We start from the raw sequence: 25,476 nt of genomic DNA, 5'->3' as shown, positions 1-25,476 counted from the left end.
CGGTCAGCGTGACAGGCTGGTCACGATTCCTTCCAGGTCGCTCTTGGAATAGGGCTTCTGGATCACCCCGCGCGCATCGCTGGAAGACAGCTGCGCCACGGCATCGCCATAACCGGTAACGAACCAGAACGGCACGCCAAGCGCGGTCAGCCGCTCCGCCACGGCTTCGCTGGTTTCGTCGCCGAGGTTGTAATCGAGAATGGCGAACAGCGGTTCGTGCCGGGCGAGTTCCTGCAGCGCCGTCGCGGCGCTCGAGGCGACGATCACGGTGCGGAAGCCAAGCGAACGCAGCATGTCCTCGGCATCCATGGCGATGATCATGGAATCCTCCACCACCAGCACCCCGTCGCGGCTGTCCGCGTTGCTGATCTGCGGCGCGGCAGGTGCGGGCGCGGCCGTGTCGGCTCCGGCGTCGTCGCCGGCTTCTGACGGTGTCGCATATTTGGAAGGTATCAAGAAATCGGCCTCCACGCCGCCAAGGTTGTAGCGAACCTCTGCATCGCCCTTCAGTTCGAAGGGGATGGAGCGTTCGATGATGGTCGATCCGAAACCGCGCCGCTGGGGGGCCTTGACCGCGGGACCTCCCCGTTCGCGCCAGTTGATTTCGAGATCGGTATGCCTGTTGAACGAGAGTTCGATGAACAACTGGCCGGTGCTGTCGCACAGCGAACCGTACTTGGCCGAATTTGTCATCATCTCGTGCACCACCAGCGCCAGCACGGTGTAGGCGGCAGGGGCCACCTGCGCATCGGGGCCGGTCACGATCACCCGGTCCGCCTTGCCCGCCAGGTAGGCCTCGGCCTCGGCGCGGATCAGTTCCTTGAGGGAGGCAGGCGACCACTGGTGACGGGTAATCTGGTCGTGCGCCATCGCCAGCGCCTGGATGCGCCCGCCGATGATCTGGGCGAAGCCTTCCACGTCGGTTGCTTCCGAACGGGACTGGCCGATCACGCTGCGGATCAGGGTGAGGATGTTGCGCACGCGGTGGTTGAGTTCGGCGATCAGCAGCTCCTGCCGCTCCTGCGCCTTGGCCCGTTCCTGCACCTGCTCGTCGGTGATGCGCAGGATGACTTCCAGCAGCGTCACCCGCAGGTTTTCGGCAATGCTGATTTCCTCCGGCTCCCACGGGGCTGAGCGGCCGTCGACCGATTGCTGCCAGGCGGCAAAGCTCTTGCGCGGCGTCAGCCGATCGCCGTTGGGCCCGACGTCCGCGACCTTTTCAGGATTGCCTGCCCAGGTCACCACCTTGTTCAATTCCTTGCGCCACAGCGCGACGTAGTCACGCGGGCGACGCGAAACCGGAATGATCAGCGCACCCGCCGCCCGCGCCGAAAAAGCCCCGGCGGCAGGAATGATTCCCTTCAGCGAATCCGAATGCACGATGTGACCGGTCGAGGAGGTGTTGAGCGAGGGCACGATGGCGAGGAATTCCTCCTCGTTGGGGGCGATGCCGTGGCTGGTGTAGGCGCCATCGATGTAGGCCGACATGCCATCGTGCGGGATGATCCGTCCGATGGCCTGACCGATGGACTTGAGGTTATCGGAAAGCGGTTCGCCGCCGACCATCTGGCTCATCAGCTGTTCGTGCAGCGCGCGCGCCTTGTCTTTCACGATGCCGCCCGCGGTCTCGATCGCAAGCTGCAGCTGGAGCGAGAACAGCTGCGAGAACAGTTCGGCCATCGTCCGCTTGGGATAGGACAGTTGCAGCGGGGCGTAATGATGGCACGCAAACAGCCCCCACAGCTTGCCGTCGATGACGATGGAAATGCTCAGCGAGGCACCCACGCCCATGTTGTGCAGGTATTCGATGTGGATCGGGGAAACCGCGCGCAGGGTGGACATCGACAGGTCGAGCGGCTCGCCGCCGAGCGACGTCACGGGCTCGATCGGCACCGGTTCCTCGTCCACGTCGGCGATGATGCGGAACAGGTTGCGCAGGTACAGCGCGCGGGCCTGCGCGGGAATGTCCGTCTTGGGATAGCGCAGACCCTCGAACGGTTCGAGATGGGGTTCGCGCGCCTCGGCCACCACCTCGCCGCTCTGGTCGGGGTGAAAACGGTAGACCATGACGCGGTCGAAGCCGAGGAACCGCTTCAGCTCCGTGGCGGCGGAAAGGCACAGGTCGTCGATCGAGGTGCTTTTCTGCAGCTTGCTCATCAACGGGCGTAGAGAGCTGGACAGTTCGGCGGTGCCATCGTTCGATCCCGGTTCGATCTCGATGATGACGAACGACTGCGAAAGGTGCACCGCCACGTCGAACAGGCGACCATTCTGCAGCAGGTCGACGCCGAACAGGCGTTCAACGATGCCCAGTTCATGCGCGTCGGCGGCGCGGCTGCGGATGGCCTGCATGGCCGCGTGCGAGAAATGTTCGGCCAGCCGATCGCCGATGGCGATTTCGTGACGCGGATCCACGATCTCGCCCAGGTTGAGCGAGCGGAAGGCGACGATCCAGTCCGCGGTGACCGCGATCAGCGCGCCGAAGCGCTGAATGTGGCCGAGCTGATGGATGGGCTCGCGATCGCAGCTCGACAGGTCGACCTGGGGCATGGTGCCGCTCATGCCGCCAGCGTCCCGGGGGCGCGGCCGTGGGCCGGGCCGGCGAACACCGCGAGGAAATGGTCGAACACCGCCTCTGCCGCGATGGCGGCACGCTCGGCCTCGGCGGGTGAGACAGCGGCGGCGAGGCGCGGTCGCAGCTGTTTCCAGAACTGCTGCATCCGCTCGTCCGCCAGGAAGGCGACAGGGGCGCCGGGTGCCTCGCGCCGCAAGCGCGCCAGCATTGCCCGGTTGCCAAGGTGCGACCCGGCGACCACCCATGCCAGCCCGATCGCGTCACTGCCGGCGGGCAGCGCGAAGGGGGCAGAGGTGGCGGGGATGATGGTGCTGCCAAGGTCCTGAAGATCGGCGACGATCAGCGGCGTCACTTCCGGCGGCGCAAGATCGGGCGGGCAATGGTGCGCGGCCCATCGCTCGACCCCCTCCCGCGCGGCAAGCTGGTTGGCGAGAAAGGCGGCGTAGGCCTCCCGGTCGGCAAAGCTTGCAGGCGCGCCGATACCGTCCAACACATCGTGCCGGGCGGCGGTGCGGGATTTCAGATAGCCTCTCAGCTCGACAGAATTTTGATGCGACAAACCGCCAACGACCCCCAGGATTCAAGACAACGCAGAGGATTATATGCGGAATACGCCTTGAAGTTGATATGAACACCTATACGCAATCGGGGTTCCCAACCCGTTTAAAGCAGGATTCGCGCCGTGCCGCTGGCCGATACCATGATCGCACAGACCATCCAGCTGGCGCTTGCGCCGGTGTTCGTGCTGGTCGCCATCGGCAACATCATTGGCACCCTTACCCAGCGGCTGGGGCGGGTGGTCGATCGCAGCCGCGAACTCCAGCGCCGCCACGGGGAGACGGTGGGGCCGGCACACGATCTGGTGGTGCGCGAGATCCGGCTGACCGACCGCCGCATCGAGCTGATCGGCAAGGCGCTGCTGCGCCTGGTGCTTGCCGCGCTTGCCATCGGGCTGACGGTTGTCCTGCTGTTCGTCGAGGAATATGCCCACGTCGGCCTCAACCCGGTGGCGGCGGGCACCTTCATCCTCGCCATCGGCCTGTTGATGTGGGCGTTGCTGTTGTTCCTGCGCGAAACGCGCGAGGCCACTGCGGCCCTGCGTATCCCTGAAATGTATCTGGAGCGCGAGCGGACGCTCTAGGGTCTTTGCTTAGCCTTTGGGCGGCGCCAGCATCTTCTGGCCCTGGTCGCGCAGGGCGCTTTCCACGATCGGCTTGATGAAGCCCAGCGCCGGCGGCAGCAGGACATGGAACACCACCTGGCTGTCCTCGATGTCGATGTGGCCGGTGATCGCCTGGCCCATTGCGGTGATGGCAAGGTTCATGCGGTCTTCGCTCGGCCAGCTGGTCTCGACATCGGCAATGCCGCCGGGGATCTGGTCGCCGATTTTGTGGCTGTTGTCCCGCATCCGGCGGCGCACTTCCTCGCGGCCCAGGTTGTGGGGAATGGCGACGTCCATCAGGTCTTGCTCCTCTCGGGCGTGAAATCGGGGCTCAATTCGGGAAGGGGCACGCCCGAGCCATGCTCGTCCGGACCGGCCAGCGCCTCGCGCTCGCCGTAGCGGTAATCCAGGTAACGGGTGCGAATGGCGAGGTCGTCCAGCGAACCCTCGGCCAGCTGACGCGTCACGCTGTCAATCTCGCGGCTGATCTTGCCGAGGCTGTCGACCAGCTGCGCGTCGGGGGTCGAGCCGGAGCGCTCCTCCCCCCGCAGATGGGCGGGGATGCGGCCATAGGCATCGATCGTCTCGGGCAGCACGTCGCCCACCAGCTTGCGCGTCTCGGCGGCGGCAGGGTGCGCGGGGTCGACGTGGGCGAGCTGCTTGCCCAGCGCATCGAGCTGCACGCCAAGGTCGTCGACCAGCCTAGCCGCCGGTGCGGGCAGGGCGGGCCGCTGGTGTTCCAGCCACAGTTCGGTGCGCGCGACCAGCTGGCGGGCATCCTGGGTCTTTGCGAGATCGGCGCGCTGCGGCGTTTTCACCTTCGGAAAGTTCGAGAAGATCATGGTGGCCACAGCCACAAGCGCCATGACAATCATCACCCCCCAAAAGCCGATACCGTCGAACATGGCCCCGGCAATCCCCGCCGCGAGCAGTATCGTGAGCGCAGCAATAATGACGTTGCGAATGCGCGTGGTGAGGTTGGAACGCCTGATCCGCGCCGAACCCTCGCCGATCGGCCGCCGTGGTGGCCCGTTGTTACCGCCACGGCGGTGCCGCCCGCCATCACGGTTGTCGCGCACCAGGGCGCGGCTATCCGCAAGGATACGGTCCGAATGTCGCGTGGAATCGTCCATCAGCTCTCGATCTGCAGCAGGCTCGATTCGCTCACCTGCGCCGCCGCCTGGTTCTGCCCTTCGGCGCGGGCGATGTAGCCCTTGGATTTCTCCACCTCGGTCGACAGCGTCTGCACCGTCTGCTTCATCGAATCGAGGGCGCGCAGCTTGAAGCTGTCGACCTCGTCCATCGTGTCGTAGATGTTCTGGAAGGCGCGTTGCAGCGTTTCCAGCGGAATGGTGCTGGCGGCGGCCTGTTCATGGATCTTGCCGGTGTTCTCGCGCAGCAGCGTGCTGGTGCTGTCGATGATGCCCGCGGTCGTCTGGTTGAGCGCGGTGATCTGGCCGAGCACGAGGCGCTGGTTGGTCATCGCCTGCGCCACGGTCACCGCGGTGCGCAGCGCGCCCACGGTGGTGGTGCTGGCGCGGTCCACGCCCTTCACCAGCTCCACGTTGTTCTTCTTGACCAGGTCGAGCGCGAGGTAGCCCTGCACGCTGACCGCCATCTGGGTGAGCAGGTCCTGCGTGCGCTGGCGCACGTAGAACAGCGCGGTCTCGCGAATAGCCTTGGCCTTGGCCGGGTCGGTCGCGTCAAGCTCGGCCGCTTCGTCCTCCAGCCGCTGATCCAGCGTCTTGGCGATGTGGGCCATCTGCTCCAGCTTGCCCATCGCTTCCCACAGCTTCTGCCGCTCGACGTCGATGGCGGCGTTGTCCATCAGCAGCTCGTCCTTGCCGCTGGAAAGCCGGGCGAGGATGGACTGGATGTGCCCCTGCGCGCTGGAGTAGCTGTCGAAGTAGTTCTTCAGCTTGTTGCCGAAGGGAATGATGCCGAGGAACTTGCGGCCCGTCATCTTGCCCTTGCGGCCGGGATCGAGCTCCTCGACCGTGCGGCGAAGCTCGGCAAGGTCGGTGCCGACGCCGGTATCGGCATCCATCGCCCGCACGGGCCGATCGAGGAAGCGGTTCGACATGGCCGATGCCGCCATGATCTCCTTGCGGCCCATGCCGGTGATCTGGTCGACCTTCTTGCCGAACTCGGGCGAATTGGCATCGAGCGCGACCAGCTCGGCCACGAAACCGTCGACCTTCTGTTCAAGCGCGCTTTTCTTGTCTTCCGACACCGGGACTAGGCCGGCCGCGCGTTCGGGCGCCACCTGCGGCACCGGATCGGGCGGCGTCAGTTCCAGCGCGGTTTCGGTCCTGGTGACTGTCTCGGTGCTGATGGCCATCGTCTCAAAGCATCCCCTTACTCGTATCCGCCCACTGTATTAGTGGTGCAAGACACACGTTTCAAGCGCGCCGCGCCGCCAGGCGCTTTGTCATTGCCGGTTTTCCGCGATAACGGATGGCAATGCAAACCCCAAACGCCGATCCCAGCGCACAGCCTTCCACACCCGAACCATCGCTCGGCAAGGCGAGGCAGGGCCTGGCCGACACGTGGAACGGGGTGGTCCACTGGTGGCTCACGGACGTGTCCGGAACCGTCGACCAGGTCGCGGTGATCGAATCGCGCCGGGCGGAATGCCGGCTTTCGGCACGCTACCTGCTCATGACCTGCATGTCGGCGGGCATCGCCATTCTCGGCCTGCTGCAGGGATCGGCGGCAGTGGTGATCGGGGCCATGCTGCTGTCGCCGTTGATGGACCCGATCATGGGCGTGGGTTTCGCGCTGGCCACGGGCGATTACAAGTGGCTGCGGCAATCGGCGCGCGCCCTTGCGATCGGCACGCTGGTGGCGGTGCTGTTCACCGCGCTGGTGGTATGGGCATCCCCATTGCAGACGATCACCAGCGAGATCGCCTCGCGCACCCGGCCCAGCCTGCTCGACCTCGGCGTTGCCATCTTTTCCTCCATCGCCGGTGCCTATGCGATGATCCGCGGGCGGCTGGGCACGATCGTGGGTGTTGCCATCGCCACCGCGCTGATGCCGCCGTTGGCGGTGGTCGGCTACGGCCTCGCCACGCAGAACGCGACGGTGTTCTGGGGCGCGCTGTTCCTGTTCGTCACCAACCTTACCGCCATTGCCCTGACCGCGACCGCCATGGCGCGCGCTTATGGCTTTTCCTCCAACCTGTCGGAAAAGCAGACGCGGTTCCAGACCCTGCTGATCGTGGCGGTGTTCGTCGCGCTGTCTATCCCGCTGTTCCTGTCGCTGCGGCAGATCGTGTGGGAGGCGCAGGCGACGCGGCAGGCAACGGGCGTGGTGGAAAGCGTGTTCGAAGGCCGTGCCACCGTCTCCCAGCTCGCGCCGAACTTCGAGCGGACGCCGCTGCGGGTTTCGGCCACCGTATTCACCCCGGAGATCGTCGGCGATGCCGAGGAGCGGGCGGAGCGCCTGCTGCGGCGCAGCCTGGGGGTGGAGATCACCATGTCGCTCACGCAGATCCGCGTCGGATCGAGCGCGGAGGCGCAGGAGGAGGCGCAACTGGCCGCCGCCCGCGAAGAGGAGGCCGAGGCCGCCGCGCAGGCAGAGGACATCGCCGAGCGGCTGGCGCTGCTGGGGGGCGTTCCTGTCGAGGACGTGACGGTCGATCGCTCCCGCCGCCGGGCGCTGGTCCGCGCCCGTCCGCTCGACGGTGCCTCGCTCGCGGCTTATGCCGAGATCGAGCGTCGCATCGATTCCACCGAGCCGGAATGGGATATCCGCTTCATCCCGCCGCTGCGCCCGCTGCCTTCCGTCCCCTTCGAACAGGTCGAGGAGGAGGACGGCACGGATGCAAGCTTCGCCCCCACCGCGCGCGGGCGCCAGGCGCTGGCGCTTGTCGCCTGGGCGCAGAGCCGCACCGGGGTGCCGGTCCGCCTTTCCGGCCCTGCCGACGCCGTCGCCGCGGCCCGCGCCGCGCTGGTCGAACAGGGGGCCGAAGTGGTGGCCCGGCCGCAGGCAAGCGGCTACGGCACGGTCACGGTCGCCTGGACCACGGGAGAATGACGATGCCCATCGAACTGACTATGCCCGTTGAGCTTAAAATTCTGGCGCTCGGCGCGGTGCTGCTGCTGGTGCACATCCAGGTCGCGATCCGCGCCAAGACCAGGCAATACGGGGTGACATGGAACACCGGCGCGCGTGACGAGGCGCTGCCGCCGCTCGGCGAGATACCCGCCCGGCTGGAACGCGCGCGCGACAATTTCCAGGAGACCTTGCCCATCGCCATCATCGCGCTGCTGGGCCTGGTGGTGGCAGGCAAGACGAGCGAGATCACCGCCGTTGCCGGCTGGGTCTGGCTGGGCGCGCGCGTGGTTTACCTGCCGCTTTACTGGACCGGCGTGAAGCTGTGGCGCACCGTGGTGTTCGGCGTGTCGGCACTGGCGCTGATCGTGCTGGTTGGCGTTCTGTTGTTCGGCTGAAGCCTAGGCCGCCAGCTCCAGCGGAGCGATTTCACCCGACAGATACAGCTTCTTCGCCTTGGCACGGCTGAGCTTGCCCGAACTGGTGCGCGGCAGGGTGCGCGGGGGCACCAGTTCGACCACGCAGTTCATGCCGGTGACCGAACGCACCTTGTCGGCGATCTGGTCGCGCAGGCGGATGCGTTCCTCCGGGTCCGACACGCGGCAGTGGACGAGCACGGCGGGCGCTTCCTCGCCGCTCTCGGTCTCGACAGAAAAGGCGGCAATGTCACCGTGGTTGAAGCCGGGCAACTGTTCCACCGCCCACTCGATATCCTGCGGCCAGTGGTTCTTGCCGTTGATTATGATCATGTCCTTGGCGCGGCCGACGATATAGAGATAGCCCTTGGACATGTAGCCCATGTCGCCGGTGTCCAGCCACGCGCCGCCGTCAACGCTGGGGATCAGGCAGTCCCGCGTCGCTTCCTCGTTGCGGAAGTAGCTGTGCATCACGCTGGGGCCGCGGCACCAGACCTTGCCGATCTGATGATCGCCCTTGGCAGCGCCGTTCTCGCCGCGGATTTCCAGCTCCATCTCCGGCAGCGGCTTGCCGCAGTTGACGATGGCGCGGTAGCGGGCCGGACGGCTGAGATCGCGGGGGCTGCCGCTCAGCCGCTCCTCCTCCACCAGTTCCACGCGGATGCCCTCGCCCGGCGGCATGACGGTGACGGCCAGCGTCGCCTCGGCAAGGCCATAGCTGGGGGTAAAGGCGCTGGCCCTGAACCCGGCGTCGGCAAAGCAGTTGACGAACTGCTGCATCACGTCGGGGCGGATCATGTCCGCGCCGTTGCCCGCCAGCCGCCAGCGCGACAGGTCGAAGCGGTCGGCGACGTGGCTCTGGCTGGAGATCCGCCGGGCGCAGATGTCATAACCGAAGGTCGGCGAATAGCTGAGCGAGTTGCCCGGATTGCGGGTGATGAGGTCGAGCCAGGCGAGCGGGCGGCGGGCGAAATGTTCGGTCCGCAGGTAATCCGCGCTGACCTGGTTGCCGATCATCGACAGGAAGCAGCCGACAAGGCCCATGTCGTGATAGAACGGCAGCCAGCTGACGCCGCGATCGCCTTCACCGATGTTCATGCTGCGCGCATGGCCGGAAAGGTTGTGCAGCAGCGCCCGATGGGTCACCGCGACCCCTGTGGGAAAGCGCGTGGAGCCCGACGAATACTGCAGGTAGCAGATATCGTCCGGGTCTAGCGTGGGCAGCTGCGTTTCCGGCGCATCGAGAGTTGCAAATTCGCCCCAGTCCATGCCGCGGCAGCCCTGGTTCGCAGCGGCAGCGGCGGCCATGTCACCGATCTCGGCCGGGTAGAGCAACAATACCGGGTCGCTGCTGGAAAGCTGCACGCCGAGTTGCTCGATGTAGCTGTCCTTGCCGCCGAAAGTGGTCGGCAGCGGCAACGGCACCGGCCATGCCCCGGCATAGACGCAGGCGGCAAAGGCAGCGCAGAATTCGGGCGCGGTTTCGGCGATCAGCGCGATGCGATCGCCGCGCCCCACCCCCATGCCGATCAGCCGGCGCGCGTGCTGCTGCGCATCCTCGCGCAGCTGGCGGTAGCTATAGACGCGTTCCAGCTGGCCGCGAGCGTCGTGGAAGTTCAGTCCCTTTTCGCTTTGCGCGGCGTAATCGATCGCCTCGTCGAAAGTCGCAAAGTCCGATCGCCGACGTGGCAGCGGGCAATCGTTGGGCGTATATACGAGTTCGCTCATGGGTGGCTGAGGTACCTTGTCCTTGCGGCGTTCCGACGACGCCCCGGTCCGATGATCTTTTGGTCCGCTACGCCTCTTGGCCCGATCGGCCCGCAATGAGCGGGCTGGGGAATTTCAAAAAAGCGGTGCCGAAAAATGTCCGACACCGCATCAATCCTCCCCATTTGAAGGGAAGTGTGGCACGAATAAGGCCAAGCATGGCCTATTCCAATGGTAAACGCGCAGGCCCCAGGCCAAGGAAACCGCTGGACCGGCAATCGCTGGAAGACCTCGCGCTGTCGTATGCGGCGCGCTACGCCACCAGTTCCGCCAAGCTGGCCCGCTACCTGGAGCGCAAGCTGTTCGAACGGGGATGGGCGGCGGAGGATGAGCCGGACCTGCCCGCTCTGGTCGCCCGGTTCGTGGAAAAGCGCTATGTCGACGACGAGGCCTTTGCCCGCGCCCGGTCGTCGGACCTGCTGCGGCGCGGATACGGCGGGCGCCGCGTGCGCCAGTCGCTGGGGCAGGCGGGCATCGCAGAAAAGATCACCGCGCGCATGGCCCCCGGCGAACACGCCGCGCGCGAGGCAGCCCTGCAGATGGCGCGCAAGCGGCGTATCGGCCCGTTCGCGCCCGAGCCGGTCGCGCCCGAAAAGCGCGAGAAACAGATTGCGGCCATGCTGCGCGCGGGCCACAGGTTCGATCACGTGCGCGCGGTGCTCGATTGCAGGAACGAGGACGCGGCCGCGGAATGGCTTCTCGAGGCAAGGGACACTCAGGATGACGGGTTTGCGTAACGCATCGGGCAAGTGGTTGCTGCCGCTGGTGGCGAGTCTGGCGCTTGCCGCGTGTTCGCAGCAGGCCACCGCCCCGGCATCGGAGGCGCCTTCCGCCGCCGCCGCCGCCGCCGCCCCGGCGAACGTCCATCCGATCTCGGGCCTCCAGGTGGTGCCCGTCACCATCACCACCGATACCGCCACCCACACCTTTGCCGCCGAGGTCGCCGCCAGTGCCGAGGAACAGCGCCGCGGCCTGATGTTCCGCACCGCGATGGGTCCGGACGAAGGCATGATCTTCCCCTACCAGGCGCCCCAGCCGTTGAGCTTCTGGATGCACAACACGGTGCTTCCGCTCGACCTGGTCTTCATCGATGCCGACAACCGCATCATCAACGTGGGCCGGGGCCAGCCCTACGACGAGACCAGCATCGCCTCCGACCGGCCCGGCGTGGCCGTGCTGGAACTAAACGGCGGGCGCGCGGCCGAACTCGGCATCGGGCCGGGCGATCTGGTCGAATGGTAATGCAGCCTTGCTGTCCCCTTGGCGGCGGCGCGCGGGACCGCTAAGGGCGCTGGCATGAGCTTTCTGGGCAAGATCTTCACCTGGTGGGACGGCGCCACCATCGGCACACTGCTGTGGTCGGGCCGCAACGGCGAACACGTCGGCACCGATGCGCAGGGCAATCGCTACTTCCGGTCGAAATCCGTGAAGGATGGCCAGCGCGAACGGCGCTGGGTCATCTACGAAGGCGCCAACGATGCCAGCCGCGTGCCCAGCGAATGGCACGGCTGGCTGCACGGTTCCTACGATGCGCTGCCCGAAAGCCATCTGGCGCCGGCAAAGATCTGGGAAGTCGACCACACCCCCAACGCCACGGGCACCGATACCCGTTACCTGCCCGCCGGCGCGCTGGACCGCGGCGGCCGCCGCGCAGCAGCAACCGGCGATTACGAAGCATGGTCGCCCGACGCGTGAAGACCCTGCGCGCCGCTTTCGTCGCCGCGTGCGTGTCGGCGCTGGCCGCCTGCCAGGGCGAAGCGCCGGTGCCCGAGGCCGAGCAGACCCAGGTTCCGGAGGAATTCCAGAGCCCGTCGGCGCCGCAGGTGGCTGGCGGCGAAGACGCCATCGGCACGCCGCTGGAAGAACGGCTGGCGACGATCGGCCTCGTCAACAAGCGCAACAACATTACCCGCGAGTTCGAGATGCGCCCGGGCGAATCGGTGCGCAGCGGAGACGTCATCATTCGCCTCGCCAGTTGCGAACGACCTGCGCCGTGGGAGGACAGCGTGCTGACCGGGGCCTTCGTGCAGGTGTTCGTCAACCAGCGCGCCGACGTCGATTCGCAGCGGCAGTGGAACCGCGTGTTCTCTGGCTGGATGTTCAAGGAATCGCCCAGCCTCAACGTGGTCGAGCATCCGGTCTACGACGTCTGGCTGAAGGACTGCGCGATGAGCTTCCCTGGCGAGGAAGGCGGAGACGAGCCCGCAGCTTCTGAAGGGGAGCCGGCTGGGGACGAGGCCGACAGCGAGGCGTAGGCCTCGGCCAGCGACCGCTCGGGCGGGCTGGCACAGGCATCGGCAATCATCGCTTGATAGCGATCGCGGTGGATTTCCACCGCGCCCAGCGAGGCGAGATGTTCCGTCATGAACTGGCAGTCGAGCACCATGAAACCCGCCCGCCGCATCATGGCGACGAGCCACGCGAGCGCCACCTTGCTGGCGTTATCCGCGCGGCTGAACATGCTTTCGCCGCAGAACAACCGGTCCACCGCCACGCCGTAAAGCCCGCCGACGAGTTCCTCGCCGTTTTCGCCCGCGGCCCAGCATTCCACCGAATGCGCCACGCCCTGCTCGTAAAGGCGCAGGAAGCTCGCCTCGATGGTGGTGCTAATCCAGGTGTCGGGATGGTCCGGCCGCGGCGCGGCACAGGCGGCGATCACCGCGGGAAAATCGGCGTCCAGGGTGACGCGATACCGGTCCTGCTTCAGCACCCTGGCGAGTGAACGGGAACAGCGAAAGCCATCGAGCGGCAGGATGGCCCGCTTGCGCGGCTCCACCCAGAACACTTCGTCGTCGTCGCGCGCATCGGCCATCGGGAAAACGCCGCTGCGGTAGGCGAGCAGCAGGATTTCGGGCGGGATCGACCCGGGCTGGTCGGGGGCGGCGGGGGCATGCATCACGCCAGTTCCTAGCACGCCGCAGCCACGAGGTCGCTTGCCTTTGAACGCCCGCCCGATTACAGGCGCAATCCTTCCAGTGCAGGGGTGTAGCTCAGCTGGTAGAGCATCGGTCTCCAAAACCGAGGGCCCGCGGTTCGAGTCCGCGCACCCCTGCCATTTTCCCGGCGACTTCCTGCCGGATGCGCCTCTTCTTATAATTTTCTCAGGTAAGCGTGGATTCGCGGTTGGCTTAGTGCGGTCTGCCGCGCCATGCTGATGGTGGCGAGGGAGAGACGCGTGACAGGCAAGATGCTGGCATTCCTGCGCGAGGCGGACTGGCTGACGCCTGAGCGGGTGCGCGGTTACGCGGTGATCCTGGGGATCGCCAGCCTGGCCTTGCTAGCCAATTCCTACATGAAGGCGCTGGGCCCGGACGGCAGTGATTTCCTCGCCTTCTGGGGCGCGGGCCAGGTCACCTTTGCCGGCGACCCCGCTGCCGCCTACGATCTTGCCACGCAGGAACGGGTGCAGACCGCCACCGGCAGCCGTGGCTGGTTCGCTTTCGTCAATCCCCCGCCCTTCCTGTTCGTCGCCGCGCCGCTGGGTGCGCTGCCATTCCCGCTGGCGTGGATCACCTGGGTCGCGGCGACCTATGCCGCCTATGTATTCGCCACCATGCGTGCCTTTGCGCGGTACTGGCTGCCCGCGCTGGTCTTTCCCGGTGCGCTGCTGGCCGCCGGCCATGCGCAGACGGGGCTGCTGACTGCGGCCCTGCTGGTCGGCGGTGCGGCGCTGCTGGGCCGGCAACCGGTGCTGGCCGGCGTGGTGCTTGGCGCACTCGTCATCAAGCCGCACTTGGCGCTGCTGGTCCCGTTCTGGCTGGCGGGAGCGGGCAACTGGCGCGGCTTTCTTGCCGCCGGGGCAACCGCGGTTGGCCTTTTGCTCGCCGCCTGGCGGGCGTTCGGCCTGGATACGATGATTGCCTATACCCGGAGCTGGGACGCCAGCGCGGCAATCCTCGCAAGCGACGATCCAGAATTCTACCTGCGCATGGCATCGCCCTACAGCCAGTTGCGGCTCGTCATCGATCCGGGCCTGGCGCTCGCGGCCAACGCGGTGGTCAGCATATTCGCCATTTCCATCGCGTTCATGGCCTGGAGGCGCATGGGGGAAGATGCGCTGGCGAGTGGGGCGCTGGTGCTCGCCGCTACCGCGCTCGCCTCGCCCTACCTGTTCAATTACGACCTGCCGTTCCTCATCCTGCCGATTTTATGGCTGGCATGGACGGCTCAGCGGCAGGGTTTCCGGCCCTTCGAGAAGCTACTGCTCGTCGCGCTGTTCTTCGCCCCTTACGCCACCCGCGCTGCGGCTCTGCCGCTTGGGGTAAACCTGATGCCGCTGGCGTCGATCCTGCTGGTATGGCTTGTCTGGTCGCGTGGGGGACAGGCGGGCAGTGAAACGGGGGCTGCGCCGGGACCAAAGGCCATTGTGACCAATTTGTCATCACCACCGGCCATGCGGCGAAGCGAGGGGAACCGCGTCACAACGCAAAGCATTTAGGGCTATCAGACGGGTTCATCAAAGGAGATGACAACGGTGTCCAATATCTTCCGCAGCAGCCGCCCCGATGGTTGGAGCAGCCCGCGGCCCTACAGCGATCCCAGCTATCGTTCGATGTCCCACGGCAAGATCCTGCCGATGGAGCAGCCGGGTTTCCTCGAGCGTCTGTTCGGTCGCCGCTGAGGCGGCGGCAAGGCAGCGCATCAACCCTCTTCCTGCCATCGGAGTGGCACATGAAAAAAAGGGCGGCCGTTCGACGGGCCGCCCTTTTCGTTTGTCCGTACAGGCGAAATCAGGTGTTCGCGCCAACGCCTGACTGGCGCCAGCTGTCGGCATAGGCCGAGCGCGCGACGTTGGAATAGGGCACCGGGCTGATGACGGCCTTGATCTCGATCTGCTCGTGCGGTTCGACAGTGGGCTTGCTGGTGCCGCCATCGGGTTCGCCCCAGACCAGCGTCACTTCCTTGCCCATCTCCACCTCGTCGGGGTCGAGCATGGCGAGGCTGAGCATCTTGCCCTCGTTCGAGCTGTAGCCGATCCAGGTGGAGACGCCGATCTCCTTGCCGTCGGCATTCTTCACCGTATCGAACGGATGCATCGCATAGACCGCGCTGGGGAATTCGAAATACTTGGCCCGCCCGCCCTGGGCGAACATCGAGCTCATCACGCGGGCCACGTTCTCGTCGTCCAGCGCGAGGGTGACCTTCTGCTTGTGCTTTTCGTCCTTCATGCGCTCCAGCGCCTCGCGGCCGATGAAATCGTGGTCGAACTTGACGATGTGGCCGTAACCGATGTCCCACGGCGTCAGGTAATAGCCCTCGACGCTCTCCGGCACATAGCTGCCGCCGATGGAGGCCTTGCCGGCATAGCTGTTGGCGCCGGCCCAGGTGCGGAAATCCTTCATCATCTGGCTGTCGCCGGTGTAAAAGGCGGGGAGCGGGGAAGGCAGCCAGCCCGATTCCAGCGTGTTCGACGAATAGGCACGTCCGCCCACCAGCTCCAGCCCGTGGTCCTTGCCGGCTTCGACCAGCGCGGAGTGGACCGCCTCGTAATCCGCCCAGGGGCCGAACAATTCGTAGCCCGGCTGGCCGGCCATGCCGTGACGCAGCGCGATCACGTCCTTCCCGGCGATGGCGACGTGGGCCATGTTGAAGAACTTGAGGTCGGGCGGGGTCTCGCCCATCGCCTTTTCCAGCACCTTCATGGCGTTGGGGCCCTGCAACTGGAAGCGGTAGTTCTTGCGCACACCGTCGTCGCGCATGGCGGTGCGCTCGTCGCGCTCCACGGTCACGTCCCACTTGCTGCCGTCGGGCTTGGGATACTGGGCGTGGAATTCGACCCACTCGATCGCCGGAGCGCGGCCGACGAGGCTGAATTCGTTCTCTGCCAGGTAAAACAGGATGACGTCACCGATCACGTACCCGTCGGGCGTGACGGGGACATACTGCTTTGCCTTGTTGACGGCAAAGTTCTTGAAGCTGTTGATCGCGGTGTATTCCAGCAGCGCCATGGCGTCAGGCCCGCGCACGTAAAGCTCGACCATGTGGTAGCTCTGGTTGAACAGTACGGCGGCGTCGCCCCAGGCCTTCTGTTCCTTGCGCCAGTTGGAATATTCCGCCGGAACGCCGGGATAGACGTTGGGGCCGGTCTGCTGGTTGCGCAGGAATTCCACGACGTCGCCCTGCGCGTCGAGCCTGGATTGCAAAGTCTGGTCGCTCATTCGTTGGTCCTCTCTCGGGTGTTTCAAAGTCAATCGATCAATCGGCGGGGCGGGCCAGCCAGCTGGCAATCGCCGCGTTCACCGCCTCGGGTGCTTCGCGCATGACCATGTGGCCGGCGCCGGGCACGATCACGAGCTCGGCATCGGGCACGGCATCGGCGATGGCGCGGTGCTGTTCGGGCGGCGCCCAGTCATCGTTTTCGCCCGTCATCACCAGCACCGGGCACGCAAGGTCAGGCAGCATGCCGGCGATCGGCGGGCGGCCGAGCAGGGCCTTGATATGCGCGTCGAACAGGGCTTGCCCCTTGCCAAGGCTCATCGCCCGCATCTCGGCATAGGCGGGGGTGTCGCGATTGGCCTCGGCCACCATCGGCGGCAGCCACTGGTCCACCAGCGCCGCGAACCCGTGATCGTAGCCGATCTGTTGCAAGGCCGCGCGTTTGGCCGGTTCGCCTTCGCCCACGGGATGCACGCCGGTCGAGACCAGCGCGAGGCGCCGCACCCGGTCCGGCGCCATGCGCACCACCTCCATCGCCACGCGCCCGCCCATCGAATGACCGAACAGGTCGAGCCGTGCAGCGCCATTCTCGTCGGCGGCGGCAAGCACGGCGCGCGCCATCTTCACCAGCGAATCCGCCATGCCGTATCCATCGATCACCAGTGCATGGGGAAACGCCGCGACTTGCGGCGCATACATGCGCGAATCGCAGGCAAGGCCAGGCAGAAAGGTAAGCATTCCGGCGGAATCCACTCCGAGTTCTTCGCGCTCTTGAAAATTTCATCTATACGAACAAACCGCGCTGCGCTAGGGCTTTTTGAGCGACGGCCTGTCCCCCGGGGGCAAGCGAGAACGAGGAGAGAGCGCGATGTCTTACGAGGCAATTCATCCCAACTGGGAAAAGCCCGCCGGCAACATGGTCGACGGTTATTCGCTGGAAATGACCGCGAAGGAGATCGAGGGCCTGCGCGAGGCCGCGCCGCTCATCCGTCCGGACACGCAGATCGCCGTCACCTTCCTGCCGGGCGAGGAGATCGAGCAGCGGATCGAGGCAAGCTGCGAAGTGCGCCGCCTGGGGTTCGAACCCATCGCCCACGTTTCCGCGCGGCGGATCAAGAGCCACGAGGAACTCGAGCACTACCTCAAGGAGACCGCTGAGCGGGCGCAGGCGAAGCGGGTGTTCGTGATCGCCGGCGACCCGCCGGAACCGGAAGGTCCGTTCGAGGACAGCTTGCAGATCATCGAGACCGGCCTGCTGGAGAAATACGGTTACGAGGTGATCGGGGTGGGCGGCCATCCCGAAGGCCATCCCAATGTGGACAAGGACGCGCTGTGGACGTGGATGGAGCGCAAGCTGGATGCCGTGCGCGCCCATGGCATGACGCCGCTGATCGTCACCCAGTTCGCCTTTGACGACGACGCCATCGTCGAATGGCTGGGCGAAATGCGCCGCCGCGGGATCGACGTGCCCGTGCGCTTGGGCGTGCCCGGCCCTGCCGGTATCAAGCGCCTGCTCGGCTTTGCCAAGCGGTGCGGTGTGGGCGCCTCTGCCAGCGTGATGAAGAAATACGGCATTTCCATCACCAACCTGATCGGCAACGCCGGCCCGGACAAGCTGGTCGATGGCCTCGACAAGAAGCTCGGGCAGGAGCATGGCCGCGTGCGACTGCACTTCTATCCCTTCGGCGCGCTGACCGCTTCCGCCCAGTGGATCAACGACTACGACGCGCGCCACAGCTGAGACGAGGACCATGGCTCAGATCATCGACGGCCGCGCGATCGCGCGCCAGCTGGACGAACGCACCACGGCCGAGGTAGACGCCATGCTCGCCGCGGGGCACCCCGCGCCGGGGCTGGCAGTGGTGCTGGTGGGCGAGGACGGGGCCAGCCAGGTCTATGTCCGCCGCAAGATCAAGGCCTGCGAAAAGGTCGGCATCCGCTCGATGGAGCACCGCCTTCCCGCCGGCACCCCGCAGGCAGACCTGTGCGCGCTGATAAAGCGCCTCAACAACGACGACAGCGTCCACGGCATCCTGGTGCAGGTGCCGCTGCCCGAACAGATCGACACGCGCGCGGTGCTGCGCTCCATCTCGCCCGACAAGGACGTGGATGGCTTCCACCCCGTGAACGTCGGCCGCCTGACGACCGGCGTCGGCGGCATCGTGCCCTGCACCCCGCTGGGCATCATGTTGCTGATCGAAAGCGTGCTGCCCGATCTCAAGGGCAAGGACGCGGTGGTCATCGGCAAGTCCAACATCGTCGGGAAGCCGGTGGCGAACCTGCTGCTGGACGAGGAAGCGACCGTCACTGTCGCGCACATCTATACAGAGAACCTGTCCGACATCTGCCGCAAGGCCGACGTGATCGTCGCCGCCGCCGGCGCGCCCGAACTGGTGCGCGGCTGGTGGGTGAAGCCGGGCGCGGTGCTCATCGATGTCGGCATCACCCGCAAGTTGGGCGAGGACGGCAAGGAAACGCTGGTGGGCGACATCGCCTTCAACGAGGTGCAGCACGCCGCTGCCGTGACCCCCGTCCCCGGCGGCGTCGGTCCGATGACCATCGCCTGCCTGCTGTCGAACACCGTCAAGGCCGCGCGCAATCTGCTGGAAGGCGCGGACGATCCCGGAGACGACTACGCCGACGCGCCCGACCGCAGCATGTATGCCAAGGGCCAGCCGGCCGAAGCCTGACACGCCTTGCAACGCGCGCGGGGATCGGGGATCAGGCACGGCATGGCAGAAACGATCGATGGGCGCGCCGTGGCGCGGGCGCTGGATGAACGCACCAGGGCGATGGTGGACTCGCTGGTCGCCGAGGGCAATGCCCGGCCCGGCCTCGCGGTGGTGCTGGTGGGCAACGACCCGGCCAGCGAGGTCTACGTCAGCCACAAGACCAAGGCTTGCGAACGCCTGGGGCTTGCCTCCTTCGAACATCGCCTGCCCGCCGAAACGTCCGAAGCAGACCTGCTCGTGCTGATCGCCGATCTCAACGCGCGGGTCGACGTTCACGGCGTGCTCGTCCAGGTGCCGTTGCCCGATCACATCGACGAGGCCCGCGTGCTGGAGGCGATCGACCCGGCAAAGGACGTCGATGGCTTTCACCCGGTCAACGTCGGCCGCATCAGTGCCGGCACCGGCGGTATCCGGCCCTGCACGGCTGCGGGCGTGGTCATGCTGATTAAGGCGGTCGAGCCGGAACTGGCCGGGTTCGACGCGCTGGTCATCGGCCGCTCCAACATCGTCGGCAAGCCGGTCGCCACCTTGCTGACGCAGGAGGGCTGCACGGTTACGCTGGCCCATTCGCAGACCCGCGACCTGCCGGAAAAATGCCGCCGTGCGGACATCGTGGTGGCCGCCGTGGGCAGGCCGGAACTGGTGCGCGGCGACTGGGTAAGGGACGGTGCCATCGTGATCGACGTGGGCATCAGCCGGTCCGAAAACGCGGACGGCAAGGGCCAGCTGGTGGGCGACGTCGCCTTTGCCGAAATGCAGCACGCCCGCGCGGTCACCCCGGTGCCCGGCGGCGTGGGTCCGATGACCATCGCCGTGCTGCTTCACAACACGGTCGAGGCGGCAAAGGCGTTTGCCGGGGGTAAATCCGCCGGTATGGAACAAGGCCAGTAGCAAACCGCAACCATACAGGCGTGCCACCGATGACCCCACCCGATACCGACGTCGTCATCATCGGCGCCGGGATCTCCGGCATATCCATGGCGGCGCATATGGGGATGCTGTCACCCGACCTCGACTACCTGATACTCGACCGGCGCGAGCAGATCGGCGGGACCTGGGACCTGTTTCGCTATCCCGGCATCCGGTCCGACAGCGACATGCACACGCTCGGCTTCGGGTTCGAACCGTGGCGGCACGAGGATACCATCGCCGATGCGCCGGCAATTCTCGATTACCTGAACCGCGTGGCCGATGAACGCGGCATCCGGGAACGGATGCGCTTCGGGCAGGAAGTGACCAACGCCGCGTGGGATGGCGCCAGCGCCCGCTGGACCATAACCGCGCGCGGGAGCGATGGGGAAACCACCATCTACACCGCGCGCTGGCTCTATTTCGCCAGCGGCTATTACGACTACGACAACCCGCACGACGCGGCGATCCCCGGTATCGCGGACTTTGCCGGCACCGTCGTCCACCCGCAATTCTGGCCGCAGGACCTGGACTACACAGGGAAAGACGTGGTGGTGATCGGATCGGGCGCGACGGCGGTTACGCTGGTGCCGGCCATGGCCGACCAGGCGAACAGCGTCACCATGCTCCAGCGCACGCCGAGCTGGATGGGGGCGATGCCCAGGCGCGATGCGTTCGGCATGATTATGCAGAAATGGCTGCCCGAACGCCTGGCCTATCGCGTCACCCGGTGGAAGAACATCGCGTTGCGCGACTACATCTTTCGCCTGTCACGCCGCAATCCGGGCCGAATCGCCGACCGCCTGCGGACCATGACGCGCGAGGCGCTGGGCGACAATTACGATCCCGTCCATTTCGAGCCGCCCTACAATCCGTGGGAGCAGCGCCTCTGCCTGGTGCCTGACGGCGACCTGTTCGCGGCGATCAATGCCGGCAAGGCACGGATCGTGACCGACCGGATCGAGGGCTTCGATGCGGGCGGCGTGCGTCTGCAATCGGGGGAGCGGTTGCCCGCCGACATTGTCGTCACCGCCACCGGCCTCAGGCTGGCGCTGGCAGGCAAGGTGGAGGTTTCGCTGGACGGCAAGCCGCTCGACTGGACGCAGCACTACTTCTATCGTGGCACGATGTTTTCCGACGTGCCCAACCTGTCGTTCGTGTTCGGCTACCTCAACGCCAGCTGGACGCTGCGGGCCGACAGCAACGCGCGTTACGCCTGCGAGGTGCTGAACCACATGGCAAGGGTGGGCGCGGACGTTGCCGTGCCCGAGCTTGCCGCGCAGGACGAACCGGACGCGGTCGAGCCGTGGGACTACACGTCCGGCTATCTGGAACGGGCGCGGCCGCTGATGCCCAAGGTCGGGGCTGAGCGGCCGTGGACGCTGGCGCACGACTATCTTGCCGATCGCCGCGACTTTCGCCATCGCCCGGTCGCCGACAGCGTGCTGCGCTTTCACCGCGTAGCGCCCCATGCGGATGCCGCCGCATGAACGCATCGGACAAGGTCTGGACCGCGGCGGTGCTGGTCATCGGTGACGAGATCCTCTCGGGCCGCACGCACGACAAGAACATCGCCCAGATCGCCAGCTGGCTGCAGGTGCAGGGCATCCGCCTGACCGAGGCGCGCGTGGTGTCGGACGACATGGCAGCAATCGTCGCCGCGGTGAACGCACTCAGGCAGACATACGACTACCTGTTTACCACCGGCGGCATCGGGCCGACGCACGACGACATCACCGTGGATGCCGTGGCGAGCGCTCTGGGTGTGCCGGTGGTGGTGCACCCCGAAGCGCGGGCGATCCTGGAGCGCTACTACGCCGACAGGACGGGCGGGCCGACCGACGCCCGGCTGCGCATGGCCCGTGTGCCCGAGGGCGCCGACCTCATTCCCAACCGTATGTCGGGCGCGCCGGGCATCCGGTGGGGCAACGTGTTCATCATGGCCGGCGTGCCGCACATCACCGCCGGGATGCTCGACGCTTTGACCGGTACGCTGGAGGGCGGGGCGCCGCTGATCGCCGAGACCGTCGGCTGCTGGGTCGCAGAGAGCGAGGTGGCAGACCTGCTGCGGACGATCGAAAAGACGCACCCGGGGTGCCAGGTGGGCAGTTATCCGTTCTTTCGCGAGGGACGGACAGGCGCGAACTTCGTCATCCGCTCGATCGATGGCGAACTGCTGTCAGCCGCAGTGGCCAGCCTGTGCGAAGCGCTGGCCGCAGAGGGTCATGCGTTCACCCCGGGCGGGATCTGAGCGCGAACCTGCCGCGCCGAAAAGGTAACCCGTCAGCGGGTGCCGCGGCGCGCCTCGTCCTCGGCCAGTTCCTCGCGCAATTCGCGCGCGCCGCGCTCTCCGCGAGCGGTTTCGGCAGGGGTCGCGCGCTTGCTCTGCCAGGTGCCATAGCCGATCGCCGCCAGCAGTAACAAGGCACCGCCGCCCGCCGCCATCTGGTTGCCAGTCGCAATGGCAAACACGAATAGTGCCACGACGAGGGCGAAGAGGATCAGGAAGGGTGTCTTGGTCATGAGGGAAAGTCCTTTCCCCCTGCCAACGATTGAGCGCCGCCAATTATCCGGCGCATGAAAAAGGGGGCGGAAGATCGCTCCCCCGGCCCCTTTCGCAATTCACGTCAGTCGGAGAAGAGCTCAGGCGCCCTCGATCTCCGCCAGGTCGACCTTCAGGCCGGGGCCCATCGACGAGGTCAGCGAGACCTTGCGGACATACTTGCCCTTGGCGCCGGCGGGCTTGGCCCGCACGATGGCCTGCGTCAGCGCCTCGAAGTTCTCCTTCAGCTTCTCGTCGGAGAACGACAGCTTGCCGATGCCGGAGTGGATGATGCCCTGCTTCTCCACGCGGAATTCGACCTGGCCGCCCTTGGCGTCCTTCACGGCCTTGGCGACGTCGGGCGTCACCGTGCCGAGCTTGGGGTTCGGCATCAGGCCCTTGGGGCCGAGCACCTTGCCCAGGCGACCCACGACGCCCATCATGTCGGGCGTGGCGATCACGCGGTCGTAATCGAGATTGCCGTTCTGCATGTCTTCCATGAGATCCTCGGCACCCACCTTGTCGGCACCGGCGGCGGTGGCCTTCTCGGCGTTGTCGCCACGCGCGAACACGGCGACGCGCACGTCCTTGCCCGTGCCGCCCGGCAGCGACACCATGCCACGCACCATCTGGTCGGCGTGGCGCGGATCGACGCCCAGGTTCATGGCGACTTCGACGGTCTCGTCGAACTTGGCCTTGTGCTCGCGCAGCATGGCGATGGCTTCATCCCAGCTGTAGAGCTTCTCGCGGTCGATCTTGCCGACGACCTGCTGCTTCTTGGTCTGCTTGGCCATGCTATCAGCCCTCCACCACTTCGAGGCCCATCGAGCGCGCGGAGCCCTCGATGATCTTCATGGCCTGGTCGATGTCATTGGCGTTCAGGTCCGCCATCTTGGTTTCCGCGATCTCGCGCACCTGGTTCTTCGTCACCTTGCCGGCGCTGCTCTTGCCCGGTTCCTTGGAACCGCTCTTGAGATTGGCCGCCTTCTTCAGCAGATAGCTGGCGGGCGGGGTCTTGGTGATGAAGGTGAACGAACGGTCGCCGTACACGGTGATCTTCGTCGGGATCGGCATGCCCTTTTCAAGGCTGTCGGTCGCGGCGTTGAACGCCTTGCAGAATTCCATGATGTTGACACCGCGCTGACCCAGCGCCGGGCCGATCGGCGGGCTCGGGTTGGCGGCGCCGGCGGGCACCTGAAGGTTGATGTAACCTTCGATCTTCTTGGCCATGGTGGCCTCCTTTTCTCACTGTTCCCCGCGCCACGGGCGCAGGGGTCATGGTAAGCGGTCGAACGGCTGGCCGATGGCCAGCCTTCCGCGGCGATTTCCCGGTGATGTGCCTGGGAAGGCGCGCCTATAGCGATTGCGGGGCAAAAGGCAAGCATGGGCAGGGGCACGCGGCTTGCGCAGGGCGGCGGCGGGCTATAGCCGTCGGTGATGGACGACAGACACGATCCCCGGCACCCGGCGGCAGTATTCGATGAGGATGCACCCGCGCCTGGCAAGGCCCCTGCAAGACCCGGCACGCTCGGTTGGTTCTGGTTCCTGGCGCAGGTTATCACCGTCGTGCTCGCCTACCTCGTCGGAAGCACGCTGCCGACCATACCGGCCATCATCGATGCGATGCAGAACGGCACCAGTCCCGAAGACGCGCTGACCTCTGCGGCGGCGGCATTGTCGACGATGGCCGGCATGGCGGCCGCTTTGCTGGTGTGCTGGCTTTGGCTGCGCGGGGAGGGGCGCGTGGGCCAGGTGTTTGGTCTCGGCACGCCTCCGCCGGGCGGCTGGCGCAGGACGCTGGTCTGGGCGGCAGGGGCCACCGTTGCCATCATCGCCATCTTCACCGTCGGTGCGCCGCTGGTGGAGGCGATAGGGTTGCCGACGCCCGACGCCAGCTTCGTGCTTGATCTGGTGACCGAAAGCCCCGCCATGTTCGCCCTGTGGATCGTCGGCGTCGCATGGCTGGCGGCGGGGCTGGGCGAGGAACTGCTCTACCGCGGTTTCCTGATGGACCGGCTGCAGCGGCTGTCCGGCATTGGCGGCAGCACTGCAGCCGTGCTGATCATCCAGGCCGTGCTGTTCGGCCTTCCGCACCTCTACCAGGGCTGGGGCGGCACGATCCTGACGGGCAGCATCGGCCTGTTGCTCGGCTGGGTGCGGTTGCGGTTCGGCGGCAACCTGTGGGCCTGCGTGCTGGCCCATGCCGCCGTCGACACGATCATGATGGCCCTGGCCTACGGCGAGAAGCTGGGCTGGGTCACCTTCTAGCGAGACAGCGCGGTTTTCCGCGTCGTCAATCCGGTGCGCCGGGCCTATAGCGGCGTGCCAATCCCCTGAAGGTCGCCGTCATCTTGGATAGTCCGCTCGTCGTTATCTGCCTGCTGACGGTGGTCATCCACCTCATCGGCACGCTCGCCTATGCCGCCCGCATCGCCGGGGTGCGCACGCGCCGCATCGCCATGAGCTTTGCGCTGTTCAACGCGCTGGTGCTTGTCTCGCGCCTGTCCAACGGCTTTCTCGCGCCGCTGATTGCCAAGCGGGTGGAGAACGCGCTGACCAGCGATGTCTCGACCAACCTGCTGCTCGATTTCAGGCTGATGATCGCCGCGTCCACGGTCGGCGTGGTGGTGGGCGTGCTGCTGGTGCCAAGCACCCAGCGCCTGTTCGCCAGGGTGATCGAGGGGATGCGGGAGAAGAAGTCGCTCGCCCGCCTGGCGCTGCGCACGGCGACGCCCGCCGGGCTTCGCACCCTGCGCGACGCGGCAACGCTGCCGCGCCCATTGCATCTGAAGAACCTGCGCCGCCCGCAGTCGGTTGGCTGGGGCATACTTGGCGCGAATTGCGTGGCGCAGGCGATCCTGGTGACAGGCGTGCTCGCCTCGATCTATGCGGGCTATCTGAACCCGGAGTACCGGGTGACGGCATCGCAGCTTTCGGCGCTCATCAACGGGTTCGCTACGATCCTGCTGTTCCTGGTAATCGACCCGCAGCTGTCCATGCTGACCGACGACGTGGTCGACGGCCAGCTGGGGGAGCCCGCCTATCGGCAGGCCATCGTGTGGATTTCGGGCAGCCGCCTCGTCGGCACGCTGCTGGCCCAGGCCATGTTCGTGCCCGCCGCGCTGGCGATCGCCTGGGTGGCCAACCGGATCTGACCG

At 66.4% G+C, this 25,476-nt stretch carries 28 protein-coding genes and 1 tRNA gene; 17 read left to right on the top strand and 12 right to left on the bottom strand.

The window, feature by feature from the left end:
* Positions 1–3 precede the first annotated feature (3 nt).
* Entirely contained in the window at positions 4–2,562 is a 2,559-nt protein-coding gene (locus GRI62_RS11395) for an HWE histidine kinase domain-containing protein (protein ID WP_131453451.1), read from the bottom strand.
* Positions 2,559–3,065: a heme oxygenase-like domain-containing protein gene (locus GRI62_RS11390; protein WP_131453450.1), complete on the bottom strand. Its 507-nt coding sequence runs from the start codon at positions 3,063–3,065 to the stop codon at positions 2,559–2,561. The genes GRI62_RS11395 and GRI62_RS11390 overlap by 4 nt, the downstream gene beginning before the upstream one ends.
* A gap of 192 nt (positions 3,066–3,257) precedes the next feature.
* Between GRI62_RS11390 and GRI62_RS11385 the strand changes: the two genes are divergently transcribed.
* On the top strand, positions 3,258–3,716 hold the full coding sequence (locus GRI62_RS11385; protein ID WP_234032903.1) for a DUF2721 domain-containing protein: 459 nt from the start codon (positions 3,258–3,260) through the stop codon (positions 3,714–3,716).
* A gap of 9 nt (positions 3,717–3,725) precedes the next feature.
* Here the strand turns inward: GRI62_RS11385 and GRI62_RS11380 are convergent, their stop codons facing one another.
* Genes GRI62_RS11380 through GRI62_RS11370 form a run of 3 tightly spaced genes read right to left on the bottom strand, consistent with a single transcriptional unit; the run spans position 3,726 to position 6,078 of the window.
* A complete protein-coding gene (locus GRI62_RS11380) occupies positions 3,726–4,034 on the bottom strand; it encodes a polyhydroxyalkanoic acid system family protein (RefSeq protein ID WP_131453449.1) in 309 nt (102 codons plus the stop codon).
* Positions 4,034–4,870 (bottom strand): hypothetical protein, encoded by an 837-nt coding sequence (locus GRI62_RS11375; protein ID WP_131453448.1) that lies wholly within the window; start codon positions 4,868–4,870, stop codon positions 4,034–4,036. Before GRI62_RS11375 ends, GRI62_RS11380 begins: the two co-directional genes overlap by 1 nt.
* Positions 4,870–6,078, bottom strand: coding sequence for a toxic anion resistance protein (locus GRI62_RS11370; protein ID WP_188669392.1), 1,209 nt, complete (start codon positions 6,076–6,078; stop codon positions 4,870–4,872). The genes GRI62_RS11375 and GRI62_RS11370 overlap by 1 nt, the downstream gene beginning before the upstream one ends.
* A 122-nt stretch (positions 6,079–6,200) precedes the next feature.
* Here GRI62_RS11370 and GRI62_RS11365 point away from each other — a divergent pair, with 122 nt between their 5' ends.
* Complete coding sequence (locus GRI62_RS11365; protein WP_131453447.1) at positions 6,201–7,778, top strand: TIGR00341 family protein; 1,578 nt, start codon at positions 6,201–6,203, stop codon at positions 7,776–7,778.
* Between the two features lie 20 nt (positions 7,779–7,798).
* On the top strand, positions 7,799–8,194 hold the full coding sequence (locus GRI62_RS11360; RefSeq protein ID WP_131453892.1) for an MAPEG family protein: 396 nt from the start codon (positions 7,799–7,801) through the stop codon (positions 8,192–8,194).
* 3 nt (positions 8,195–8,197) lie between these two features.
* Here the strand turns inward: GRI62_RS11360 and GRI62_RS11355 are convergent, their stop codons facing one another.
* Entirely contained in the window at positions 8,198–9,940 is a 1,743-nt protein-coding gene (locus tag GRI62_RS11355) for a fatty acyl-AMP ligase (protein WP_131453446.1), read from the bottom strand.
* 197 nt (positions 9,941–10,137) lie between these two features.
* On the opposite strand from GRI62_RS11355, the gene GRI62_RS11350 reads away from it, so the two are divergent.
* The 4 genes from GRI62_RS11350 to GRI62_RS11335 are packed head-to-tail and all read left to right on the top strand — an operon-like array spanning position 10,138 to position 12,234.
* Positions 10,138–10,716 carry a regulatory protein RecX gene (locus GRI62_RS11350; RefSeq protein ID WP_131453445.1) on the top strand — a complete coding sequence of 193 codons (579 nt, stop codon included), beginning with the start codon at positions 10,138–10,140 and terminating at the stop codon, positions 10,714–10,716.
* Entirely contained in the window at positions 10,700–11,221 is a 522-nt protein-coding gene (locus GRI62_RS11345) for a DUF192 domain-containing protein (protein ID WP_131453444.1), read from the top strand. The genes GRI62_RS11350 and GRI62_RS11345 overlap by 17 nt, the downstream gene beginning before the upstream one ends.
* 54 nt (positions 11,222–11,275) lie before the next feature.
* On the top strand, positions 11,276–11,674 hold the full coding sequence (locus GRI62_RS11340) for an NADH:ubiquinone oxidoreductase subunit NDUFA12 (protein ID WP_131453443.1): 399 nt from the start codon (positions 11,276–11,278) through the stop codon (positions 11,672–11,674).
* Entirely contained in the window at positions 11,656–12,234 is a 579-nt protein-coding gene (locus GRI62_RS11335; RefSeq protein WP_131453442.1) for a DUF2155 domain-containing protein, read from the top strand. Before GRI62_RS11340 ends, GRI62_RS11335 begins: the two co-directional genes overlap by 19 nt.
* Here GRI62_RS11335 and aat read toward each other — a convergent pair.
* Positions 12,120–12,875, bottom strand: coding sequence for a leucyl/phenylalanyl-tRNA--protein transferase (gene aat, locus GRI62_RS11330; RefSeq protein ID WP_234027603.1), 756 nt, complete (start codon positions 12,873–12,875; stop codon positions 12,120–12,122). The genes GRI62_RS11335 and aat overlap by 115 nt on opposite strands.
* Before the next feature lie 83 nt (positions 12,876–12,958).
* On the opposite strand from aat, the gene GRI62_RS11325 reads away from it, so the two are divergent.
* From GRI62_RS11325 to GRI62_RS14465, 3 genes are all read left to right on the top strand, one after another.
* Positions 12,959–13,034, top strand: a tRNA-Trp gene (locus tag GRI62_RS11325).
* A gap of 120 nt (positions 13,035–13,154) precedes the next feature.
* Complete coding sequence (locus tag GRI62_RS11320; RefSeq protein WP_160731870.1) at positions 13,155–14,417, top strand: glycosyltransferase family 87 protein; 1,263 nt, start codon at positions 13,155–13,157, stop codon at positions 14,415–14,417.
* A gap of 36 nt (positions 14,418–14,453) precedes the next feature.
* The gene (locus GRI62_RS14465) at positions 14,454–14,600 is read left to right on the top strand and encodes a hypothetical protein (RefSeq protein WP_188669400.1); all 147 of its coding nucleotides are present in this window, start codon (positions 14,454–14,456) and stop codon (positions 14,598–14,600) included.
* 109 nt (positions 14,601–14,709) lie between these two features.
* Here the strand turns inward: GRI62_RS14465 and desA are convergent, their stop codons facing one another.
* Together desA and GRI62_RS11310 are read right to left on the bottom strand one after the other, a co-directional pair.
* The gene (gene desA, locus GRI62_RS11315) at positions 14,710–16,137 is read right to left on the bottom strand and encodes a syringate O-demethylase (RefSeq protein WP_131453439.1); all 1,428 of its coding nucleotides are present in this window, start codon (positions 16,135–16,137) and stop codon (positions 14,710–14,712) included.
* 37 nt (positions 16,138–16,174) lie between these two features.
* On the bottom strand, positions 16,175–16,873 hold the full coding sequence (locus GRI62_RS11310; protein WP_131453438.1) for an alpha/beta fold hydrolase: 699 nt from the start codon (positions 16,871–16,873) through the stop codon (positions 16,175–16,177).
* A gap of 130 nt (positions 16,874–17,003) precedes the next feature.
* Here GRI62_RS11310 and GRI62_RS11305 point away from each other — a divergent pair, with 130 nt between their 5' ends.
* Genes GRI62_RS11305 through GRI62_RS11285 form a run of 5 tightly spaced genes read left to right on the top strand, consistent with a single transcriptional unit; the run spans position 17,004 to position 22,027 of the window.
* Positions 17,004–17,876: a methylenetetrahydrofolate reductase gene (locus tag GRI62_RS11305; RefSeq protein ID WP_131453437.1), complete on the top strand. Its 873-nt coding sequence runs from the start codon at positions 17,004–17,006 to the stop codon at positions 17,874–17,876.
* Between the two features lie 10 nt (positions 17,877–17,886).
* On the top strand, positions 17,887–18,825 hold the full coding sequence (folD, locus tag GRI62_RS11300; RefSeq protein ID WP_131453436.1) for a bifunctional methylenetetrahydrofolate dehydrogenase/methenyltetrahydrofolate cyclohydrolase FolD: 939 nt from the start codon (positions 17,887–17,889) through the stop codon (positions 18,823–18,825).
* 42 nt (positions 18,826–18,867) lie between these two features.
* Positions 18,868–19,758, top strand: a complete 891-nt coding sequence (gene folD / locus GRI62_RS11295; RefSeq protein ID WP_131453435.1) for a bifunctional methylenetetrahydrofolate dehydrogenase/methenyltetrahydrofolate cyclohydrolase FolD — start codon at positions 18,868–18,870, stop codon at positions 19,756–19,758.
* A gap of 29 nt (positions 19,759–19,787) precedes the next feature.
* Positions 19,788–21,266 carry a flavin-containing monooxygenase gene (locus tag GRI62_RS11290; RefSeq protein WP_131453434.1) on the top strand — a complete coding sequence of 493 codons (1,479 nt, stop codon included), beginning with the start codon at positions 19,788–19,790 and terminating at the stop codon, positions 21,264–21,266.
* Entirely contained in the window at positions 21,263–22,027 is a 765-nt protein-coding gene (locus GRI62_RS11285; protein ID WP_131453433.1) for a competence/damage-inducible protein A, read from the top strand. The genes GRI62_RS11290 and GRI62_RS11285 overlap by 4 nt, the downstream gene beginning before the upstream one ends.
* 32 nt (positions 22,028–22,059) lie before the next feature.
* On the opposite strand, the gene GRI62_RS11280 is transcribed toward GRI62_RS11285, so the two are convergent.
* From GRI62_RS11280 to rplK, 3 genes are all read right to left on the bottom strand, one after another.
* Positions 22,060–22,299 carry a hypothetical protein gene (locus tag GRI62_RS11280; RefSeq protein WP_131453432.1) on the bottom strand — a complete coding sequence of 80 codons (240 nt, stop codon included), beginning with the start codon at positions 22,297–22,299 and terminating at the stop codon, positions 22,060–22,062.
* 120 nt (positions 22,300–22,419) lie between these two features.
* On the bottom strand, positions 22,420–23,112 hold the full coding sequence (gene rplA / locus GRI62_RS11275) for a 50S ribosomal protein L1 (RefSeq protein WP_131453431.1): 693 nt from the start codon (positions 23,110–23,112) through the stop codon (positions 22,420–22,422).
* Positions 23,113–23,116: 4 nt separating this feature from the next.
* Positions 23,117–23,548 carry a 50S ribosomal protein L11 gene (rplK, locus tag GRI62_RS11270; protein WP_131453430.1) on the bottom strand — a complete coding sequence of 144 codons (432 nt, stop codon included), beginning with the start codon at positions 23,546–23,548 and terminating at the stop codon, positions 23,117–23,119.
* Between the two features lie 207 nt (positions 23,549–23,755).
* Here rplK and GRI62_RS11265 point away from each other — a divergent pair, with 207 nt between their 5' ends.
* Together GRI62_RS11265 and GRI62_RS11260 are read left to right on the top strand one after the other, a co-directional pair.
* Positions 23,756–24,586 carry a CPBP family intramembrane glutamic endopeptidase gene (locus tag GRI62_RS11265; RefSeq protein ID WP_131453429.1) on the top strand — a complete coding sequence of 277 codons (831 nt, stop codon included), beginning with the start codon at positions 23,756–23,758 and terminating at the stop codon, positions 24,584–24,586.
* Between the two features lie 83 nt (positions 24,587–24,669).
* Positions 24,670–25,473 (top strand): lipid II flippase Amj family protein, encoded by an 804-nt coding sequence (locus GRI62_RS11260; RefSeq protein WP_131453428.1) that lies wholly within the window; start codon positions 24,670–24,672, stop codon positions 25,471–25,473.
* Positions 25,474–25,476: the final 3 nt, after the last annotated feature.

This window comes from Aurantiacibacter arachoides (assembly GCF_009827335.1).
GTDB classification, from domain to species: domain Bacteria; phylum Pseudomonadota; class Alphaproteobacteria; order Sphingomonadales; family Sphingomonadaceae; genus Alteraurantiacibacter; species Alteraurantiacibacter arachoides.
Note: the sequence above shows the minus strand (reverse complement) of the source record. Positions and strands in the feature narration are given on the sequence as shown.

Coding starts and splice junctions, on each gene's coding strand:
- GRI62_RS11395 (WP_131453451.1), bottom strand. CDS start 2,562: ATGAGCGGCACCATGCCCCAGGTCGACCTGTCGAGCTGCGATCGCGAG.
- GRI62_RS11355 (WP_131453446.1), bottom strand. CDS start 9,940: ATGAGCGAACTCGTATATACGCCCAACGATTGCCCGCTGCCACGTCGG.
- GRI62_RS11290 (WP_131453434.1), top strand. CDS start 19,788: ATGACCCCACCCGATACCGACGTCGTCATCATCGGCGCCGGGATCTCC.
- GRI62_RS11370 (WP_188669392.1), bottom strand. CDS start 6,078: ATGGCCATCAGCACCGAGACAGTCACCAGGACCGAAACCGCGCTGGAA.
- rplK (WP_131453430.1), bottom strand. CDS start 23,548: ATGGCCAAGAAGATCGAAGGTTACATCAACCTTCAGGTGCCCGCCGGC.
- GRI62_RS11360 (WP_131453892.1), top strand. CDS start 7,799: ATGCCCGTTGAGCTTAAAATTCTGGCGCTCGGCGCGGTGCTGCTGCTG.
- rplA (WP_131453431.1), bottom strand. CDS start 23,112: ATGGCCAAGCAGACCAAGAAGCAGCAGGTCGTCGGCAAGATCGACCGC.
- folD (WP_131453435.1), top strand. CDS start 18,868: ATGGCAGAAACGATCGATGGGCGCGCCGTGGCGCGGGCGCTGGATGAA.
- desA (WP_131453439.1), bottom strand. CDS start 16,137: ATGAGCGACCAGACTTTGCAATCCAGGCTCGACGCGCAGGGCGACGTC.
- GRI62_RS11340 (WP_131453443.1), top strand. CDS start 11,276: ATGAGCTTTCTGGGCAAGATCTTCACCTGGTGGGACGGCGCCACCATC.
- GRI62_RS11305 (WP_131453437.1), top strand. CDS start 17,004: ATGTCTTACGAGGCAATTCATCCCAACTGGGAAAAGCCCGCCGGCAAC.
- GRI62_RS11380 (WP_131453449.1), bottom strand. CDS start 4,034: ATGGACGTCGCCATTCCCCACAACCTGGGCCGCGAGGAAGTGCGCCGC.
- GRI62_RS11285 (WP_131453433.1), top strand. CDS start 21,263: ATGAACGCATCGGACAAGGTCTGGACCGCGGCGGTGCTGGTCATCGGT.
- GRI62_RS11280 (WP_131453432.1), bottom strand. CDS start 22,299: ATGACCAAGACACCCTTCCTGATCCTCTTCGCCCTCGTCGTGGCACTA.
- GRI62_RS11350 (WP_131453445.1), top strand. CDS start 10,138: ATGGCCTATTCCAATGGTAAACGCGCAGGCCCCAGGCCAAGGAAACCG.
- folD (WP_131453436.1), top strand. CDS start 17,887: ATGGCTCAGATCATCGACGGCCGCGCGATCGCGCGCCAGCTGGACGAA.
- GRI62_RS11375 (WP_131453448.1), bottom strand. CDS start 4,870: ATGGACGATTCCACGCGACATTCGGACCGTATCCTTGCGGATAGCCGC.
- GRI62_RS11335 (WP_131453442.1), top strand. CDS start 11,656: ATGGTCGCCCGACGCGTGAAGACCCTGCGCGCCGCTTTCGTCGCCGCG.
- GRI62_RS11310 (WP_131453438.1), bottom strand. CDS start 16,873: ATGCTTACCTTTCTGCCTGGCCTTGCCTGCGATTCGCGCATGTATGCG.
- GRI62_RS11345 (WP_131453444.1), top strand. CDS start 10,700: ATGACGGGTTTGCGTAACGCATCGGGCAAGTGGTTGCTGCCGCTGGTG.
- GRI62_RS11265 (WP_131453429.1), top strand. CDS start 23,756: ATGGACGACAGACACGATCCCCGGCACCCGGCGGCAGTATTCGATGAG.
- aat (WP_234027603.1), bottom strand. CDS start 12,875: ATGCATGCCCCCGCCGCCCCCGACCAGCCCGGGTCGATCCCGCCCGAA.
- GRI62_RS11365 (WP_131453447.1), top strand. CDS start 6,201: ATGCAAACCCCAAACGCCGATCCCAGCGCACAGCCTTCCACACCCGAA.